The 18181-nt window shown below is 59.1% G+C and carries 17 protein-coding genes; 7 read left to right on the forward strand and 10 right to left on the reverse strand.

What is annotated here, in order from left to right:
* Positions 1-56: 56 nt before the first annotated feature.
* Entirely contained in the window at positions 57-1289 is a 1233-nt protein-coding gene (locus FOY96_RS14750) for an MFS transporter (protein WP_143347327.1), read from the reverse strand.
* Between the two features lie 168 nt (positions 1290-1457).
* Between FOY96_RS14750 and FOY96_RS14755 the strand changes: the two genes are divergently transcribed.
* From FOY96_RS14755 to deoR, 3 genes are all read left to right on the forward strand, one after another.
* Positions 1458-2186 carry a phosphatase PAP2 family protein gene (locus FOY96_RS14755; RefSeq protein WP_143347328.1) on the forward strand — a complete coding sequence of 243 codons (729 nt, stop codon included), beginning with the start codon at positions 1458-1460 and terminating at the stop codon, positions 2184-2186.
* A 7-nt stretch (positions 2187-2193) separates the two neighbouring features.
* Positions 2194-2802, forward strand: coding sequence for an undecaprenyl-diphosphate phosphatase (gene ybjG / locus FOY96_RS14760; protein WP_029739928.1), 609 nt, complete (start codon positions 2194-2196; stop codon positions 2800-2802).
* A gap of 67 nt (positions 2803-2869) precedes the next feature.
* Positions 2870-3628 carry a DNA-binding transcriptional repressor DeoR gene (gene deoR, locus FOY96_RS14765; RefSeq protein WP_008503427.1) on the forward strand — a complete coding sequence of 253 codons (759 nt, stop codon included), beginning with the start codon at positions 2870-2872 and terminating at the stop codon, positions 3626-3628.
* 66 nt (positions 3629-3694) lie between these two features.
* Here deoR and dacC read toward each other — a convergent pair whose 3' ends face one another.
* The gene (dacC, locus tag FOY96_RS14770; protein ID WP_032661393.1) at positions 3695-4900 is read right to left on the reverse strand and encodes a serine-type D-Ala-D-Ala carboxypeptidase; all 1206 of its coding nucleotides are present in this window, start codon (positions 4898-4900) and stop codon (positions 3695-3697) included.
* Between the two features lie 240 nt (positions 4901-5140).
* Between dacC and FOY96_RS14775 the strand changes: the two genes are divergently transcribed.
* Positions 5141-5767, forward strand: coding sequence for a glutathione S-transferase family protein (locus FOY96_RS14775; protein ID WP_039261465.1), 627 nt, complete (start codon positions 5141-5143; stop codon positions 5765-5767).
* Here FOY96_RS14775 and FOY96_RS14780 read toward each other — a convergent pair whose 3' ends face one another.
* On the reverse strand, positions 5768-6886 hold the full coding sequence (locus FOY96_RS14780; RefSeq protein ID WP_039261463.1) for a PQQ-dependent sugar dehydrogenase: 1119 nt from the start codon (positions 6884-6886) through the stop codon (positions 5768-5770). It abuts the gene before it with no gap.
* A 106-nt stretch (positions 6887-6992) separates the two neighbouring features.
* Positions 6993-7376 carry a biofilm formation regulator BssR gene (bssR, locus tag FOY96_RS14785; RefSeq protein ID WP_023310914.1) on the reverse strand — a complete coding sequence of 128 codons (384 nt, stop codon included), beginning with the start codon at positions 7374-7376 and terminating at the stop codon, positions 6993-6995.
* Between the two features lie 216 nt (positions 7377-7592).
* Here bssR and rimO point away from each other — a divergent pair, with 216 nt between their 5' ends.
* The gene (gene rimO, locus FOY96_RS14790; RefSeq protein WP_143347329.1) at positions 7593-8918 is read left to right on the forward strand and encodes a 30S ribosomal protein S12 methylthiotransferase RimO; all 1326 of its coding nucleotides are present in this window, start codon (positions 7593-7595) and stop codon (positions 8916-8918) included.
* A 108-nt stretch (positions 8919-9026) separates the two neighbouring features.
* Here rimO and gsiD read toward each other — a convergent pair whose 3' ends face one another.
* The 5 genes from gsiD to iaaA are packed head-to-tail and all read right to left on the reverse strand — an operon-like array spanning position 9027 to position 15249.
* The gene (gene gsiD, locus FOY96_RS14795; protein ID WP_024908682.1) at positions 9027-9938 is read right to left on the reverse strand and encodes a glutathione ABC transporter permease GsiD; all 912 of its coding nucleotides are present in this window, start codon (positions 9936-9938) and stop codon (positions 9027-9029) included.
* Between the two features lies 1 nt (position 9939).
* The gene (gene gsiC, locus FOY96_RS14800; protein ID WP_023310911.1) at positions 9940-10860 is read right to left on the reverse strand and encodes a glutathione ABC transporter permease GsiC; all 921 of its coding nucleotides are present in this window, start codon (positions 10858-10860) and stop codon (positions 9940-9942) included.
* Positions 10861-10865: 5 nt separating this feature from the next.
* The gene (gsiB, locus tag FOY96_RS14805; RefSeq protein WP_033145024.1) at positions 10866-12404 is read right to left on the reverse strand and encodes a glutathione ABC transporter substrate-binding protein GsiB; all 1539 of its coding nucleotides are present in this window, start codon (positions 12402-12404) and stop codon (positions 10866-10868) included.
* Positions 12405-12427: 23 nt separating this feature from the next.
* Positions 12428-14299: a glutathione ABC transporter ATP-binding protein GsiA gene (gsiA, locus tag FOY96_RS14810; protein WP_143347330.1), complete on the reverse strand. Its 1872-nt coding sequence runs from the start codon at positions 14297-14299 to the stop codon at positions 12428-12430.
* An 11-nt stretch (positions 14300-14310) separates the two neighbouring features.
* Positions 14311-15249: a beta-aspartyl-peptidase gene (gene iaaA / locus FOY96_RS14815; RefSeq protein WP_143347782.1), complete on the reverse strand. Its 939-nt coding sequence runs from the start codon at positions 15247-15249 to the stop codon at positions 14311-14313.
* Between the two features lie 188 nt (positions 15250-15437).
* Here iaaA and moeA point away from each other — a divergent pair, with 188 nt between their 5' ends.
* Positions 15438-16670 (forward strand): molybdopterin molybdotransferase MoeA, encoded by a 1233-nt coding sequence (gene moeA / locus FOY96_RS14820; protein ID WP_143347331.1) that lies wholly within the window; start codon positions 15438-15440, stop codon positions 16668-16670.
* Position 16671: 1 nt separating this feature from the next.
* Positions 16672-17424 (forward strand): molybdopterin-synthase adenylyltransferase MoeB, encoded by a 753-nt coding sequence (gene moeB, locus FOY96_RS14825; protein ID WP_143347332.1) that lies wholly within the window; start codon positions 16672-16674, stop codon positions 17422-17424.
* Positions 17425-17513: 89 nt separating this feature from the next.
* Here the strand turns inward: moeB and fsa are convergent, their stop codons facing one another.
* Positions 17514-18176 (reverse strand): fructose-6-phosphate aldolase, encoded by a 663-nt coding sequence (fsa, locus tag FOY96_RS14830; protein ID WP_047061455.1) that lies wholly within the window; start codon positions 18174-18176, stop codon positions 17514-17516.
* Positions 18177-18181 lie beyond the last annotated feature (5 nt).

Genomic DNA, 18181 nt, shown 5'->3' on the forward strand with positions numbered 1-18181 from the left:
CTGGTGCCCTCGCCCCTCACCCTGGCCCTCTCCCCAAAGGGGAGAGGGAAAAAAGATTATGGTTGCAGGGCGTTCCCGACGAGTTTATCTTTCAGGAACACCACCATCAGGCCAACCCACAGCGCGCCGTTGGCGAGGTTAAACAGGCTGAACAGCCCGTTGCCGCCCATCGCGTAGGCATGCTTGCTCACTTCAATACCGACGGTAAAAATCAGCATCTGCAGCATTCCCATCGCCGCTGACACCGTGCCTTTACTCATCTCGCTGGCAAACAGCGTCAGGCGTACCAGCCCGGCGTTGGCCACGCCAATTCCGAAGGCATAGAGGCTGAGCCCCGCCGTCATCCACAGGTAGGCGTGGGATGACGCGACGGTCGCCACTGCAGCCAGAATCAGCCCTGCCGCAATCGGCCAGCCGCCCATGATAATCAGTGAACGCACGGTGCGGCGTGACGTCAGGCGTGCCAGCACCAGGTTCCCGATAATCAGCGCGCCAAAGATCGGCACCTGCAGCAGGCCATACTCGTAGCTGCTGAGCTTTTCACCGCTGATGATAATGACCGGCGACTGCGCGATCCACGCCAGCAGCGGCAGGCTAACGAACCCGGTCGCCAGCGCGCCCGCCACAAAGCGGCCGTTCTTCAGCACTTCTTTATAATCCCGACCCAGCTCTTTCAGCGAGAGTTTCTCGCCGATGCGGGTGGCCGTTTCCGGCATCGCCCGGTGCAGGCCAAAGAACGCGAAGGCGGCGAGAAGCGCAAAGAGCACAAACATCCCTTCCCACGGCGCAACGTGCACCCACGCGGCACCCACCAGCGGCCCGAGTAAGGGGGCGATCAGCGCCACGTTCGCCATCAGCGCGGTAATTTTGATACACACCGCCTCTTCAAACGACTCCTGAATGGCGGCATACCCCACGGCGCCGATAAAGCACAGGCTCACCCCCTGCAGGAAGCGCAGCAGGGTAAATTGTTCAATGTTTTGCGCCAGCAGCGTGGCGAGACAGGTGACGATAAACCACACCACGCCCGTCAGCATCACCGGACGACGGCCAATACGATCCGACAGCGGGCCTAACAGCCACTGTAAAAACATGCCGCCGGCCAGATAGGCGGTCATGGAGGTCGGCACCCACTCAATACCCGCGTTGTACTGCGCCACAACGGCCAGCATACCGGGCTGGATCATATCGTTGCCGATATAGGTAGAGAATTCGTAGAGCACCAGACACAGAGGGAAAAGCAACGCCTGACGACCCAGACGTGAACCAGAAGAAGAACGGTTTAACATGCAATCTCTTTATAATGACAAAATCGCGACGAGTTTAATGAAATGCCGCAGCCCGAGATAGTGATTTATCGAGGATAAACAGAAATAAAGCACATATCGTCTTCGTTTAAGGTTTCCTTAAGTTGACACTTTTATGATAGTGCGATTACTCGTCAACGATCCCAAATTATGGCACTCACCTCCAGCCGTTCAGAATTGTCTAACTTACAGACAAATAAGACAAAACGACTTTACCGCTTGCCGACCCGCTTTTATGGTTATCAGCTTTTCGTACTGATTGCCCTTGCCGTGGTCTTTACGTGGCTATCGCGCAGTGAAGCGCTCGACAGATGGATCACCGGCTTTTGGTATGACGCGGCAACGCAGAGCTTTCCGCTGCAGAAGGACCACCTGCTGGATCTGCTGAACCACCGCCTGGCGAAGTACATCGCCATCGGCTCAGGTGCCGTAGCGCTGTTTTACGGCGCCTACAAGCGCAACGCAAGGCTGGTGACGGCGGCGCTACTGATGGGCGTTGGCGCGCTGGTGGTAGGCGTGCTGAAAAGCGTGAGCCATCACAGCTGCCCGTGGGATCTGGTGGAATATGGCGGTAAGGCTATGTCTTATCCCCTGTTCAGCGCCGTCCCTGCTGACAGCGGTCCGGGGCGCTGTTTTCCCGGCGGTCATGCATCCAGCGGCTTTATGGTGATGGGGCTGTTTTTTGCCTTCTGGCGCGAGCGTCCGCGTCTCGCCTGGTGCTTCGTCGCGCTGGGCGTGGTGTTAGGTCTGGCGATGGGCTACGGCCAGGTCATGCGCGGGGCGCATTTTTTCTCTCACAACCTGTGGGCCGGGTGGTGGGTCTGGTTTTCCCAGGTGGTGGTCTACGGACTTATTTCCATCCGGTTTGCTAAAGAGTGATAACGCTATGTTAGAGAATCTGAATTATCAGCTGTTTTATCTGATCAACGCCACGCCAGCCTCGCCTGAGTGGACGATCGATTTTGCCACCTTTCTGGCAAAAGATCTGATCAGTATCGTGCCTGCACTGGCTGCGATTCTCTGGCTGTGGGGTCCCCGCAGCCAGGTGAAGGCGCAGCGCCAGCTGGTGATTAAAGTCGCGATGGCGCTCGGGGTAAGCGTACTGCTGAGCTACATTCTGGGTCACGCCTTCCCGCACGATCGTCCTTTTGTCGATCATGTCGGCTATACCTTCCTGCACCACGCGCCGGATGACTCGTTCCCGAGCGATCACGGAACGGTGATCTTTACCTTCGCGCTGGCTTTCCTGTTCTGGCATCGCCTGTGGTCCGGCGCTGTCCTGATGGTGGCGGCCCTGGCAATCGCCTGGTCTCGCGTTTACCTGGGCGTTCACTGGCCGCTGGATATGGTGGGCGGTTTCCTGGTGGGGCTGATTGGCTGCGTGAGCGCGGCTATCCTGTGGAGCCTCTTTGGCGAAGCGCTTTACCGCACGCTGTCTTCGCTTTATCGCGCCATTTTCGCTATCCCGATCCGCAAAGGCTGGATACGTGACTAACCCCAACCTGACAGGTTACACTTGAGCCCCCGCCCTGCGGGGGTTCACTTTTTTATCCCGAGGAACTATGGAAACACGTCGCGATGACCGCATTGCTCAGCTGCTACAGGCGCTGAAGCGCAGCGATAAGCTGCATCTTAAGGAAGCCGCCAACCTCCTCGGCGTCTCAGAGATGACCATTCGTCGGGATCTGAACAGCGAAAGCGCGCCCGTCGTGCTGCTCGGCGGGTATATTGTGCTTGAGCCGCGTAGCGCCAGCCATTATCTGATCAGCGACCAGAAGACGCGCCTGGTGGAAGAGAAGCGCAAAGCCGCCCGGCTTGCGGCCTCACTGGTACAGCCGCACCAGACGCTGTTTTTTGACTGCGGAACCACCACGCCGTGGATTATCGAAGCCATCGACAGCAGCATCCCTTTTACCGCCGTGTGCTACTCCCTGAACACCTTTCTGGCGCTTCAGGAGAAACCCGAGTGCCGGGTGATCCTCTGCGGCGGCGAGTTTCACGCCAGCAACGCCATCTTTAAGCCGCTCAACCTGCAGGACACGCTCAGCAATCTCTGCCCGGATATCGCGTTTTATTCCGCCGCAGGCGTCAACGTGCGTCAGGGTGCGACCTGCTTTAACCTGGAAGAGCTGCCGGTGAAACACTGGGCGTTAAGCGCGGCCCAGTATCATGTGCTGGTGGTCGATCACAGCAAGTTTGGCAAGGTGCGTTCGGCAAGAATGGGTGAGCTGGCGCAGTTTGACGCCATCGTCAGCGACTGCCGCCCGGACGACGAGATCGTGGCCCACGCGAAGGCGCAGCAGGTGAAGTTAATGTATTAAGGGGGTGCGGTCTGATGCCCACACCCCGCCCCTCTCCCACAGGGAGAGGGAGAAAATCCATCAGGTTTAGCTAAACCAGCTGCCAAACCACCCGTGGAATTTCATCATCACGAAATCCCACATCCGGCTGAAGAAGCCTCCCTCTTCCACCGCTTCCATTACAATCAGCGGACGCTGTTCAATCGACTTACCGTTTAGCTGGAAATCAATCGTCCCGACCACCTGGCCTTTTTTCAGCGGAGCCGTAAGCTGCGGGTCGGTCAGGGTATAGCTGGCCTTCAGGTTTTTCAGCTGACCGCGCGGAATGGTCACCGAGCCGCCTTCACCCGCCCCGAGATTAACTTCACTCTTGTCGCCAAACCAGACGCGCTGGCTGACGAACGTGGCATCCGGTTTAATCGGCGTCACGGTTTCATAGAAGCGGAAGCCCCAGGTCAGCAGTTTTTCTGACTCATTAAAGCGAATACGGTCGGTTTTGGTGCCCAGCACCACCGAAATCAGGCGCATGTCGCCCTGGGTCGCGGAGGCCACCAGGTTATAGCCCGCGCCCGCCGTGGTGCCGGTCTTCATTCCGTCCACGTTAACATTACTGCTCCACAGCAGGCGGTTGCGGTTCGGCTGGCGGATTTTATTGAAGGTAAACTCTTTCTCTTTATGGATGGCGTATTCATCCGGCACGTCGTGGATCAGCGCTTTCCCCAGCAGCGCCATGTCGCGTGCGGTACTGAACTGTCCCGGCGAATCCAGACCGTGAACCGTTTTGAACGTGGTGTTGGTTAAGCCCAGTTTCTGCGCGTAGCCATTCATCAAGCCAATGAAAGAATCCTGGCTGCCGGCAACGTAATCGGCCAGCGCGATGCACGCATCATTTCCCGACTGAATAATTACCCCTTTGTTCAGATCGGAAACAGAGACCTGATCCCCAGGCTTCAGGAACATCACCGAAGAGCCCCGCAGCGCCGGGTTGCCGGTCGCCCAGGCATCTTTCCCGATGGTGACCATATCGTCCAGCTTGATCTTGCCCGCTTTCAACGCCTGGCCGACCACATAGCTGGTCATGATTTTGGTCAGGCTTGCCGGATCGAGTTTCTCATCCGCGTTGCCTTCCGCCAGCACTTTACCGCTGGAGTAGTCCATCAGGATCCAGGCGCGCGCATCCACAGGCGGCGCTTCGGGCGCAGCCTGTTCAGCTGCGTAGAGCGTTGGTGCAAACAGGAAAAGGAGCGCAGAGCCTGTCGCAAGGCTGCGCAGAGAAGTCATTTTACGCGTCATAAATGCCACCCGAGTGTCCATTCAAAAATTACGTCACATCACCGTGTCGCAAGAAGCGATGAGTAATAGCGCACTAAAACGGTTAAAGAAACCCAACGAGGGTAAAGTTATTAAAGTTTATGCAATAACATTCAGATACGCTTTGATTCAGACGATTTTTTTGTCTTCTGTTGCGTAATTGTTAGGTTTATCTCACCATGGCGAAAGCTGACCCGGATTCACATCTCATCAGGAGTAAATATGATTACGCTATGGGGCAGGAACAACTCGACCAACGTTAAGAAAGTGCTCTGGACGCTCGAAGAGCTGGATTTACCGTTCAATCAAATCATGGCCGGCATGTCGTTCGGCGTGAACAAAGAGGCCGACTATCTGGCCATGAACCCGAACGGCCTGGTGCCGCTGCTGCGCGATGATGAAACCGACGCGACGCTTTGGGAATCCAACACCATTGTCCGTTACCTCGCCGCTCAGTACGGTCAGGGCCGCCTGTGGGTGGAAAGCCCGGCCCGTCGCGCCCAGGGTGAAAAGTGGATGGACTGGGCGAACCAGACGCTATCGCCAACCCACCGCGTGATCCTGATGGGGTTAGTCAGAACCCCTGAAGCCGAGCGCGACTACCCTGCCATTCATGCCGCTCAGGATGCGTGTGAAAACCTGTTTGCGATGATGGATGATGAACTGGCGAAGCACGCCTGGTTCTCCGGTGAGGCGTTCGGCGTGGGCGATATTGCCGTGGCGCCGTTCGTCTGGAATCTGACCAACCTCGGCCTGAAGTGGACGCCGCGCCCTCACCTTGAGCGCTGGCTAAAACAGCTGAGCGATCGCCCGGCGTACCGCAACGTGGTAATGATCCCGGTCACCTGATTACGCACCGGACGGGCTGACTTTTAACAGCTGCCCGTCCGTCTCGTCGGTCAGAACGTATAAATAGCCGTCCGGCCCCACCCGCACATCGCGAATACGTTTATCCCGGTCGCCGAGAATTCGCCCATCCTCCGTGACCTTATTGCCGTCCACGCTCAGCACGATAACGTCCTTTTCCTTCAGCGCGCCGATAAACAGCTTGTTTTTCCACTGCGGGAAGACGTCGCTGTTGTAAAACGCCATACCGCTCACGGCGGGCGACACTTTCCAGACGAACAGCGGTTTTTCGGTTCCCTCAACGTGCTCGCCTTTGGCTTCCGGAATTTTCAGACCGCTATAGTTAATGCCGTGCGTCGCCAGCGGCCAGCCGTAGTTCTTTCCTTTCTCCGGGATGTTGATCTCATCCCCGCCGCGCGGACCGTGCTCGTTCAGCCACAGCGCGTCGCTCCAGGGATTCATCGCCATCCCCTGCGGGTTGCGAATGCCGTAAGACCAGATTTCGGGTCGCGCGCCGGGGGTATTCACAAACGGGTTATCCGGCGGCACTTTTCCGTCTTCGGTGAGGCGCACCACTTTACCCTGCAATTTATCCAGATCCTGCGCCGTCGGACGCTGGTTATTCTCGCCTAGTCCGATAAAGAGCGAGCCTTTGCCGTCGAACACCAGTCGCCCACCAAAATGGTTCCCGGTGGAGAGTTTCGGCATCTGGCGGAACACCACCTGGAAGGCTTCAATGCGCGTCAGATCGTCGCTCAGTCGGCCATAGCCCACCGCCGTTCCGGCCTTGCCGTCACTCCCGGCTTCGGCGAAGCTCAGCCAGATGCGGCGTGATTTTTCAAAATCCGGGGCGAGGACCACGTCCAGCAATCCTCCCTGACCGTTTGCCCAGACCTTCGGCACGCCGACAATCGGATCGGACAGCCCTTTTCCGGCCTGCCAGCGTTTGAGCTGACCGCCCTTCAGGGTCACCAGCAGGCCTTTATTGTCCGGCAGAAACGCCAGAGACCAGGGATGATCGAGTTTGTTTTGCAGCACCTCGACCTTGACCGCCTCTGGGGCAGCAAGAAGCGAAAACGGAATGAACAGCGCAGGCAGGGAAATTAGCGAGGATCGAGGCATAACGCGCTCCTTTATCGGCATATGGCATAAAGGTTAGCCACTGCATCCGGGCGCGTTACCACTTTTACAAAAGCTTAATCAGAAGGGGGAGTTGCCTCCCCCTGGGTCAGTGCTGTTCAAGCTTCTCGTGCTCGTTCAGGCACATGATGCATAGAGAGAGCGTGGTCAGGCAGTTTTCAAGCTTCTCCGCGTTAACAGCGATAAAATTCGGGCAGTCGTGGCGTCCGTTCATCAAACATACCCCAGCGATGGAAAGTACCTCAGCGGCGCGGCGCAGGGCGATCAGCTCACTTTCGCCGTATTTCGCCTTCAGGGTCGGTGCTTTTTCACGCATGAAATTGCAAAGTTCAAACAGGTTATCACGCAGATGTTCGCTTTCGCTGACTGACATATACCCTTTTGCCTTCCTCAACTGCAGGTACGCGGCCAGGTCGATTCGGGCGTTGATCAGCTTGTTAAGCAGATCGCGTTTTAGTCTGTCAACGGTCATGCTCTTTCCTCCTCTGTCAGCCATTGTGCATAATCAGGATAAGTACATTTTTTGTACAGTTTAATGCCTGGGATCAATTTTTATTAACTGATTAACATTATTTACAATGTTACAACGTCTGCCCGGCGCATCCGCCTTGCAAAGAGTGTATAAATCCCCCGCGATACGCTGTAAAATCCCGCCCTGATAACTCCATAATTGATGAATTTTTAACCTATGAGCAATGTTACGCACCAGCCGAAAATCGGCTTCGTCTCCCTGGGCTGCCCGAAAAACCTCGTGGATTCCGAACGCATCCTGACCGAACTGCGCACCGAGGGCTATGACGTGGTGCCAAGCTACGACAACGCCGATATGGTGATCGTGAACACCTGCGGCTTTATCGACAGCGCGGTTCAGGAATCACTGGAAGCCATCGGTGAGGCCCTGACGGAAAACGGCAAAGTGATTGTTACCGGCTGTCTGGGCGCGAAAGAAGACCAGATCCGCGAAGTGCACCCGAAGGTGCTGGAGATCACCGGCCCGCACAGCTACGAGCAGGTGCTGGAACATGTTCATCACTACGTGCCAAAACCAAAGCACAACCCGTTCCTGAGCCTGGTGCCAGAGCAGGGCGTGAAGCTGACGCCGCGCCACTACGCTTACTTAAAAATTTCCGAAGGCTGCAACCATCGCTGCACCTTCTGCATCATCCCGTCCATGCGCGGCGATCTGGTGAGCCGTCCGATTGGTGAAGTGCTGGCGGAAGCTAAACGTCTGGCCGACGCGGGCGTGAAGGAGCTGCTGGTCATCTCCCAGGACACCTCGGCTTACGGCGTGGACGTTAAACACCGCTCCGGTTTCCACAACGGCGAGCCGGTGAAAACCAGCATGGTCGGCCTGTGCGAACAGTTGTCGAAGCTCGGTATCTGGACGCGTCTGCACTACGTCTATCCGTATCCGCACGTTGACGAGGTGATCCCGCTGATGGCGGAAGGCAAAATTCTGCCGTACCTGGATATCCCGCTGCAGCACGCCAGCCCGCGTATCCTGAAGCTGATGAAGCGTCCTGGATCCGTTGATCGCCAGCTGGCGCGCATCAAGCAGTGGCGCGAGATCTGCCCGGATCTGACCCTGCGCTCCACCTTCATCGTCGGCTTCCCGGGTGAAACCGAAGAAGACTTCCAGATGCTGCTCGACTTCCTGAAAGAAGCCCGTCTGGACCGCGTAGGCTGCTTCAAGTACAGCCCGGTTGAAGGCGCTACTGCCAACGAGCTGGCGGACCAGGTGCCGGAAGAGGTGAAAGAAGAGCGCTGGAACCGCTTCATGCAGCTGCAGCAGCAGATCTCTGCCGAGCGTCTGCAGGAAAAAGTGGGCCGCGAGATCATGGTCATCGTTGACGAAGTGGACGAAGAAGGCGCGATTGGCCGCAGCATGGCGGACGCCCCTGAGATCGACGGCGCGGTGTACCTGAACGGCGAAACCAACGTTAAGCCGGGTGATATTATTCGCGTGAAGGTTGAAAACGCGGACGAGTATGACCTGTGGGGTAGCCGGGTTTAATTACATTCCCCTCACCCCGGCCCTCTCCCCAAAGGGGCGAGGGGGAAAACCGCACCGAGCAGTCCCCTCTCCCCTCCGGGGAGAGGGTTAGGGTGAGGGGCAATAAACCTACCCCTTAATCCTCGGATCCAGCGCGTCGCGCAGCCCGTCCCCCAGCAGATTAAACGCCAGCACGGTCAGGAAAATAGCCAGACTCGGGAAGATCGCCACGTGTGGCGCAATCACCATATCCGCCCTCGCCTCGTTCAGCATCGCGCCCCACTCCGGCGTCGGAGGCTGCGCCCCTAGCCCCAGAAACGACAGGCTGGCCGCCGAAATAATCGACACGCCGATGCGCATGGTGAAATAGACCACGATGGACGACACCGTACCCGGCAGAATATGGCTGAACAGGATGGTGGCATCGCTGGCCCCCATGCTGCGCGCGGATTCGATAAACGTCTGCTGTTTCAGCACCAGCGTATTGCCGCGCACCAGCCGCGCGAACGCCGGAATCGAAAAGACCGCGACCGCAATGATGACGTTCGCCATGCCGCTGCCCATGATCGCCACCACGGCAATCGCCAGCAGAATGCCGGGAAAAGCAAACAGCACGTCGCAGATGCGCATGATGATGCGGTCCCACCAGCCTTCGTAATACCCGGCAACGAGACCCAGCACGGTACCGATGGCCGCGCCAATCAGCACCGCGAACACCCCGGCGGCAAGCGAGATCTGCGCCCCGACCAGCACGCGGCTAAAGATATCGCGCCCGAGTGAGTCCACGCCGAACCAGTGAAGCATCGACGGTCCGTCGTTCAGACGGTCGTAGTCAAAATAGTTTTCCGCATCAAACGGCGCCACCCACGGCGCAATCACCGCCACCGCAATCAGCAGCAGCACAAACAGCCCCGCGGTCATCGCGACCGGCTGACGGCGAAAACGCCGCCAGAATTCAGACCACGGGGTGCGGACGTGGTCCGGTTTTAGCCCCGGCATCGCGTTTAAAACGGCCTGACGTCGCCAGTTCAACAATCGCATCTTACTTGTACCTGATGGCCGGGTTAATGGCGGCGTAGAGCACGTCCACCACTAAGTTGATAAGAATAAACTCCAGCGAGAAAAGCAGGACTTCCGCCTGAATCACCGGGTAGTCGCGCATCTCGACGGAATCAACAAGCAGGCGTCCCAGCCCCGGCCAGTTGAAGACCTTTTCCACGACGATCGAGCCGCCGAGCAGAAAGCCAAACTGCAGCCCCATCATCGTCACTACCGGGATCATCGCATTGCGGAATCCGTGCTTGAGAATGACCCACTTCTCGCTGACCCCTTTCGCCCGCGCGGTGCGAATATAATCTTCGCTCAGCACGTCAACGAACGAGGCGCGGGTAAAGCGGGCCATTACCGCCGAAACGGCAGCCCCCAGCGTCATGGAAGGCAGGATGTAGTGCTTCCAGGTATCAGCCCCGACGGTCGGCAGCCAGCCCAGTTCGACGGAGAAGATCTGCATCAGCAGCATCCCCAGCGCGAACGCCGGGAAGGAGATGCCGGTCACCGCCAGCGCCATGCCGAGCTTGTCCGGCCAGCGGTTGCGCCAGACGGCCGCGATAATCCCGGCGCCAAGCCCGAACACGACCGCCCAGCTCATGCTGGCTATCGTTAACCAGAACGTCGGCATAAAGCGGCTGGCAATCTCCTCCGACACCGGACGGCGCGACACCATTGAGATACCAAAATCGCCCTGCAGAACGTTGCAAATGTAATGGATGAACTGCATATACAGCGGCTGGTCGAGGCCAAGCTGCTTACGCACCAGGTCAATAACGGTGGCATCCGCCTCAGGCCCGGCGACCAGACGCGCCGGATCGCCCGGCAGCATATGGACAAACAAAAACACCAGGACCGCCACAATCAGCAGCGTCGGAATAAGCCCCAGCAGGCGTTTACAAACATAATTCAGCATGAGGTTTATTTTAAATCCGCATCGTCAAAGCTAAAGCCCGTGTCCGGCATGATGTAGAACCCCGTCAACGCTTTGTTATGGGCTGACACCAGTTTCTCCACCACCAGCGGCACCCACGGTGACTCTTTCCAGATAATATCCTGCGCGTCTTTATAGAGACGCGCCTTCTCTTCCGGTTTGGTGGTTTTCAGGGCATCGGCCAGGTCTTTGTCCACCTGCGGGTTGCTGTAAAACGCGGTGTTGAACAGGGTTGGCGGCCAGTTTTGCGAGGCAAACAGCGGCGACAGCGCCCAGTCGGCTTCACCGGTCGAGGCCGTCCAGCCGGTGTAGAACATCCGCACGCCGCTCTCTTTCTGCCCTTTCCCCTCCACTTCTGCCGCACGCTGTCCGGCATCCATTGCGGTGACCTGTACCTTGATCCCCACCTGCGCCAGCTGCTGCTGGGTAAATTGCAGCACCTTCTGGGCGGTACTGTGATTATGCGAGGACCACAGCGTGGTGCTGAAACCGTTCGGGAAGCCCGCCTCTTTCAGCAGCTCGCGCGCTTTAGCCGGATCGTACGGCCACGGCTGATAGCTTTGCGCATAGGCGATCGCCGGCGGCAGCACGCCGGTGGCCGGGGTGGCATAGCCGGCAAAAGCGACCTTCACCAGCGCCTGACGGTTAATGGCGTAGTTGATGGCTTCACGCACCTTCGGGTTATCGAACGGCTTTTGCGTGACGTTCATGCTGATGTAGCGCTGCATGATCGACGGGCTGGCGACCAGCTCCAGCTTGCTGTTTTTCTGCAAAATGGCGGCCTGCTCATAGGGGATCGGGAAGGCAAACTGCGCCTCGCCGGTTTGCAGCATCGCCGCGCGGGTGTTGTTGTCCACCACCGGGCGCCAGGTGATGGTGTCGAGCTTCGGCAGCCCCTGCTGCCAGTATCCCGCGAATTTCTTCACCTTCACAAAATCGGTCTGGTTCCAGGTGAGCAGTTCGTAAGGGCCGGTGCCAACAGGGTGGAAGCCGATCTCCTTGCCGTATTTTTTCAGCGCGGCAGGGGAAATCATCGCCGTTGCCGGATGCGCCAGGATATTGATAAACGCGGAGAACGGCTCTTTCAGGGTGATTTTGACCGTCGCCGGGTCGACCACCTCGGTGCTGGCGATATTTTTATACAGGTTATAGCGCTTGAGGCTATTTTCCGGATTGCTGGCGCGGTCCAGGTTAACCTTCACCGCCTCCGCATTGAAGTCTGTCCCGTCCTGGAACTTCACGCCGGTCCTGAGTTTGATGGTATACACCAGCCCGTCGTCGGACACGGTATACCCCTCCGCCAGCACGTTTTTGAGCTTCATCTCTTTATCGAGGCCAAACAGGCCCTGATAGAACGATTTCGCCACCGCCTGAGAGAGCGTGTCGTTGGCGTCATACGGATCGAGCGTGGTGAAATTGGAGCCGACGGCGACCACCACGTCTTTGGCAGCGAACGCGGGGGCAGCGGCCAGGGCTGCCGTCACGCTCGCGGCTAACAACCATCTACGCGCTACAAATGTAACCATTGTGTTCTCCTGCCTGTTGTAAGTTATAACCGCGAAAAAGCGTTGTCCTGACGCGGGGGAGCGACGAAATGACCCGGCCCGACCTCGCGCAGCGTCACGCGCTCCACGGCCTCGCCGCGTTTATGAATATTGCTCGGCATTTCATCCTGCAGCAGCACGCGCTGGCCGTGACGATGCGCCGGATCGGCTACCGGGACCGCCGCGATAAGCTTGCGGGTGTACGGGTGCTGCGGGTTTTCAAACACCGCCCTTCGCGGCCCAATCTCCACGATCTGCCCCATAAACATCACCGCCACGCGATGGCTGATGCGCTCGACCACCGCCATATCGTGCGAGATAAACAGGAAGGCGATGCCCATATCCCGCTGTAAATCCAGCAGCAGGTTGATGATTTGCGCCCGGATAGAGACATCCAGCGCCGAGACGGATTCATCGGCAATCACCACTTTCGGGTTCAGCGCCAGCGCGCGGGCGATGCAGATACGCTGCCGCTGTCCGCCGGAAAACTCGTGCGGATAACGCCATGCGTGCTCCGGCTTCAGGCCGACGCGCTCCAGCAGCCAGGCCACGCGACGCTGGGCCGCTTCGCCGTCGAGCAGGTTATGTACCCGCAGCGGCTCCATGATCGAATACCCCACCGTATGGCGCGGATCGAGGGAGGCATACGGGTCCTGGAAAATAAACTGAATATCCCGCCGCACCGCCTGCAGCTTGCTGTCCGGAAGGGTATCAATGCGCTCGCCGTTAAAGGTAATGCTGCCTTCCTGTGATTCCACCAGACGGAGCAACGCGCGCCCGGTGGTGGATTTACCGCAGCCGGACTCCCCCACCAGCGCCAGCGTTTCGCCCGGCCAAAGATCGAAACTGACGTTTTCCACCGCGTGCACTTCGCGCTTAACGCGGTTCAGTACGCCGCTGCGCAGCGGAAAACGGGTGACCAGATCGCGCACTTCCAGAATGGGCTTACCCGGCACCACGGTGTCCTGCTCGCGCTCCTCCTCCTGTAGCTCAGACGCCTCAAGAGAAATCAGCGGGAAGCGGCGCGGCAAATCGCTGCCGTTCATCGCCCCCAGGCGCGGAACCGCCGCCAGCAGCGCTTTGGTGTAAGGATGCACGGGCGCGTGAAAAATCTGCTCAACCGGGCCGGTTTCCACCGCGCTGCCCTTGTGCATCACCAGCACCCGATCGGCGATATCGGCGACTACGCCCATATCGTGGGTGATGAATATCACCCCCATCTCCATCTCCTGCTGCAGCACTTTGATGAGCTGCAGGATCTGCGCCTGAATCGTCACGTCCAGCGCCGTCGTCGGTTCATCGGCAACCAGCACCGCCGGACGGCAGGAGAGCGCCATGGCAATCATCACCCGCTGGCGCATGCCGCCGGAAAGCTGATGCGGGTACCGACCCAGAATGGCCTGCGCCTCCGGGATGCGCACCAGCTCCAGCATCCGTCGGGCCTCGTTGAGCGCTTCATCGCCGCTCAGCCCCTGATGCAGGCGGATGGACTCGGCGATTTGTTCCCCGACCGGGAAAACCGGGTTCAGGGAGGTCATCGGCTCCTGGAAGATCATCGCAATATCCGCCCCGCGCACGCCCTGCATCTGCGAACCGCTCAGCTCATTTAAATCAATGACCTGACGGTTACGGCGGCGCAGGAGCATTTTCTCGCTGCTGATTTGCCCGCCCGTCTGTTCCAGCAGGCGCATCAGCGCCAGCGCGGTGACCGATTTACCGGATCCGGACTCGCCAACAATCGCCAGCGTCTCGCCGCGCCTGAGCGTGAACGATAAATTCTGTACTGCGGGGATGAACTGCCGCTCTTCCTGAAACGCAATATTGAGCTGATGGACAGCCAGCACTTCGCGGTTGTCCAGTTCTTCACTGTGCGGCACGCGCTGCCCCCTTATTCACGATAGATGCCCGTGCTCGGTTCATCACCGGCATAACCCCAGGCGCGGTACATACCTTCGCTGTTGAACGGCAGAGCCACGTTGCCCTCACGATCCACCGCAATGAGCCCGCCGACGCCGCCCAGGGCAGGCAGTTTCTCCATCACCACGCGCTCGCAGGCTTCGCTGAGGCTTAAACCGCCGTAATCCATCAGCGCGGTGATGTCGTAGGCCGCGAGGGCGCGAATAAACACTTCCCCGGTTCCGGTACACGACACCGCCGCCGTCGCGTTATTGGCGTAGCAGCCGGCGCCAGGCAGCGGGCTATCGCCGACGCGCCCGGGCAGCTTGTTGGTCATCCCGCCCGTTGAGGTCGCCGCCGCGAGGTTTCCGGCCTTATCCAGCGCCACCGCGCCGACCGTGCCCATTTTGGTGGTTTCATCAAGCGGCGCTGTATGGTCAAGCTGCGTCATGCCCGCCGAACGGGCCTCCAGCAGCTGCTGATAGCGCTCCTCCGTGGAAAACAGATCCGGCGATACCGGTTCCATTCCGTGCCCGAAGGCAAACGCCTCTGCCCCGGCCCCTGTGAGCAGCACGTGCGGACTCGCCTCCATCACCAGACGCGCCGCCAGCACCGGATTGCGCAGATGACTCACGCCCGCCACGGCGCCCGCTTTCAGGGTGACGCCGTCCATCACGCAGGCATCCAGCTCGTGCGTTTCATCCCGGGTAAAGACCGAACCGATCCCTGCATTAAATAACGGACACTCTTCCAGCAGGCGCACCGCCTCGGTGACCACGTCCAGCGCGCTTTCGCCCGCTTTCAGCATTTTCTGACCCGTTTCCACAATGGCGTACAGCGCGTCGATATAGCGCTTTTCCTGCTCGGGACTGAGCTGTGCTCGGGTGATTGCCCCGGCGCCACCATGAATTGCGATTACCGCATTAACCATTCGCATCACCCGTTAGCCTGATTTGCGGCTTTTTCTATAAATATCATTATCGTCGATGAAACTTCAGATGATTTTTGAATATAGAAAGACGTAACTGTGATGTAAAGCGTACACCCATCGGGTCATACAGTTAGCCGCACTTTTCTGCCATAATGGCCGCTTTCGTTTTTACTCCGCAGGAGCCCACCATGGATTTTACCGCCGGACTGATGCCGCTTGAGACGGCACTCACGCAGATGCTTGACCGAATTTCCCCGCTGCATGACGTTGAGACGCTGCCCCTCGTGCGCTGTTTTGGCCGTATTGCCGCGCGCGATATCGTCTCTCCGCTTAACGTGCCGGGGTTTGATAATTCCGCGATGGACGGTTACGCGGTACGCCTGGCGGATCTCCAGACGGGTAATGCCCTGCCTGTGGCGGGTAAAGCCTTTGCGGGCCAGCCGTTTAGCGGTGAATGGCCTGCGGGCACCTGCGTGCGCATCATGACCGGCGCGCCGGTTCCGGCCAGCTGCGACGCCGTGGTAATGCAGGAAGAGACCGAACAGACCGACGACGGCGTGCGTTTTACCGCGAACGTCAAAGCGGGCCAGAACATCCGCCGCACGGGCGAAGATATCACGCTTGGCGCGACGGTCTTTTCTGCCGGGCAGAAGCTGACGGCAGGTGAGCTGCCGGTGCTGGCGTCGCTCGGCGTGGCTGAAATCGACGTTATCCGTAAAGTGCGCGTGGCCGTTTTCTCCACCGGCGACGAGCTGCAGCTTCCGGGCCAGCCGCTGCAGGACGGTCAGATATACGACACCAACCGCCTGGCGGTACACCTGATGCTGGAGCAGCTGGGCTGCGAGGTGATTAACCTCGGCATTATTCCTGACGATCCGGAAAAACTGCGAGCCGCGTTTATCGAGGCGGATAACGCAGCCGACGTGGTCATCAGCTCCGGCGGCGTCTCCGTGGGCGAAGCGGATTACACCAAAACCATCCTTGAAGAGCTGGGTGAAATCGCCTTCTGGAAGCTGGCCATCAAGCCGGGAAAACCGTTCGCCTTTGGCAAACTCCAGCACAGCTGGTTCTGCGGCCTGCCGGGTAATCCGGTCTCGGCGGCACTCACCTTCTACCAGCTGGTGATCCCGCTGCTGGCGAAGCTTTCCGGCAACAGCGCCAGCCCGCTGCCGGAACGCCAGCGCGTGCGCGCTTCCACGCGCCTGAAAAAATCGCCGGGCCGCCTCGATTTCCAGCGCGGCATCCTGGCGCGCAACGCGGACGGCGAGCTGGAAGTGAGCACCACCGGGCACCAGGGCTCACACATTTTCAGCTCCTTCAGCCAGGGCAACTGCTTTATCGTCCTGGAGCGCGAGCGCGGCAATGTGGAAGCAGGCGAGTGGGTTGAGATCGAGCGTTTTAACCACCTGTTCGGAGGCTGACATGACGGTGGAGCTGAGCGACCCGGAGATAATGCGCTACAACCGCCAGATTGTGCTGCGCGGGTTTGATTTCGAAGGTCAGGAAGCGCTTAAGGCAGCAAGCGTGCTGGTTGTTGGGCTCGGCGGCCTGGGCTGCGCCGCCGCGCAGTATCTTGCGGCGGCGGGCGTGGGCAGGATGACGCTGCTGGATTTTGATACCGTGTCGGTGTCAAATCTCCAGCGCCAGACGCTGCACAGCGATGCGACGGTTGGACAGCCGAAGGTGGATTCTGCCCGCACGGCGCTGGCGCGCATCAACCCCAACGTTCAGTTCACCCTGATTGACGCGATGCTGGATGACGACGTGCTGTCCGCGCAGATTGCGCAGCATGATCTGGTGCTGGACTGCACCGATAACGTCACGGTCCGTAACCAGCTGAACGCGGGCTGCTTTGCCCACAAAATCCCGCTGGTCTCCGGCGCGGCGATCCGCATGGAGGGGCAAATCAGCGTCTTCACGTACGGGGAAGGCGAACCCTGCTACCGCTGCCTGAGCCGCTTGTTCGGCGAGAACGCCCTGACCTGCGTTGAGGCGGGCGTAATGGCGCCATTGGTCGGCGTGATTGGCTCGCTGCAGGCGATGGAAGCGATCAAAGTGCTGGCGCGCTACGGCACACCTGCCGCGGGGAAAATCGTAATGTATGACGCGATGACCTGCCAGTTCCGCGAGATGAAGCTGATGCGTAACCCAGGGTGTGAGGTTTGCGGAGGTTAAAGCAAACGGCAACCTTCAGGTTGCCGTTTTAGTGTTTGCTCCCTCTCCCTGTGGGAGAGGGTTGGGGTGAGGGCATCAGGCCGCACCCGTTAGATCGACGTCCGTCCAAACGCCCCCTGCCAGTCCTGCTCAAACTTCACAATCGCCGCATCCACGGCCGGAGAAGTAATAAACTGCTGCGCCACGTCCAGCGGCAGCGTGATGGACTCGCAGCCCGCCAGCAGGCAGTCCAGCGCCTGACGCGGCGTTTTGAAGCTCGCGGCCAGCACCTTTGACTGCGGGGCGTGCAGCGTCAGCAGCTGTTGCAGTTCAACCACGGTCTGGATCCCGTCCCCGCCCTGCGCGTCCAGGCGGTTAACGTAAGGCGCTACATACTCCGCCCCCGCCAGCGCGGAGAGCATCCCCTGCGCAGCACCGTAAACCGCCGTACCCAGCGTCGGGATCCCTTCCGCTTTCAGCATCTTGATCGCCGCCAGCCCTTCGGCGGTCACCGGCACTTTTACTACCAGGTCGTTAATGATGGCGCGCAGCTTGCGCGCGTCCTCCACCATCCCTTCAGCGGTGGTCGCCATCACCTGGGCGAAAAGACGGCCTTTGCCGCCCAGCGCGTCGTGCAGCGCTGGCAGCAAAACGTCCAGCGGCGTTTTACCTGCAGCAACAATGCTTGGGTTGGTGGTTACGCCCGCCAGCGGGAAAATGCGCGCCAGCTTTTTGACTGCCGCAACGTCAGATGTGTCGAGATAAAGTTCCATGATGT

The sequence above is a fragment of the Enterobacter asburiae genome (genome assembly GCF_007035645.1).
Lineage (GTDB): Bacteria > Pseudomonadota > Gammaproteobacteria > Enterobacterales > Enterobacteriaceae > Enterobacter > Enterobacter asburiae_B.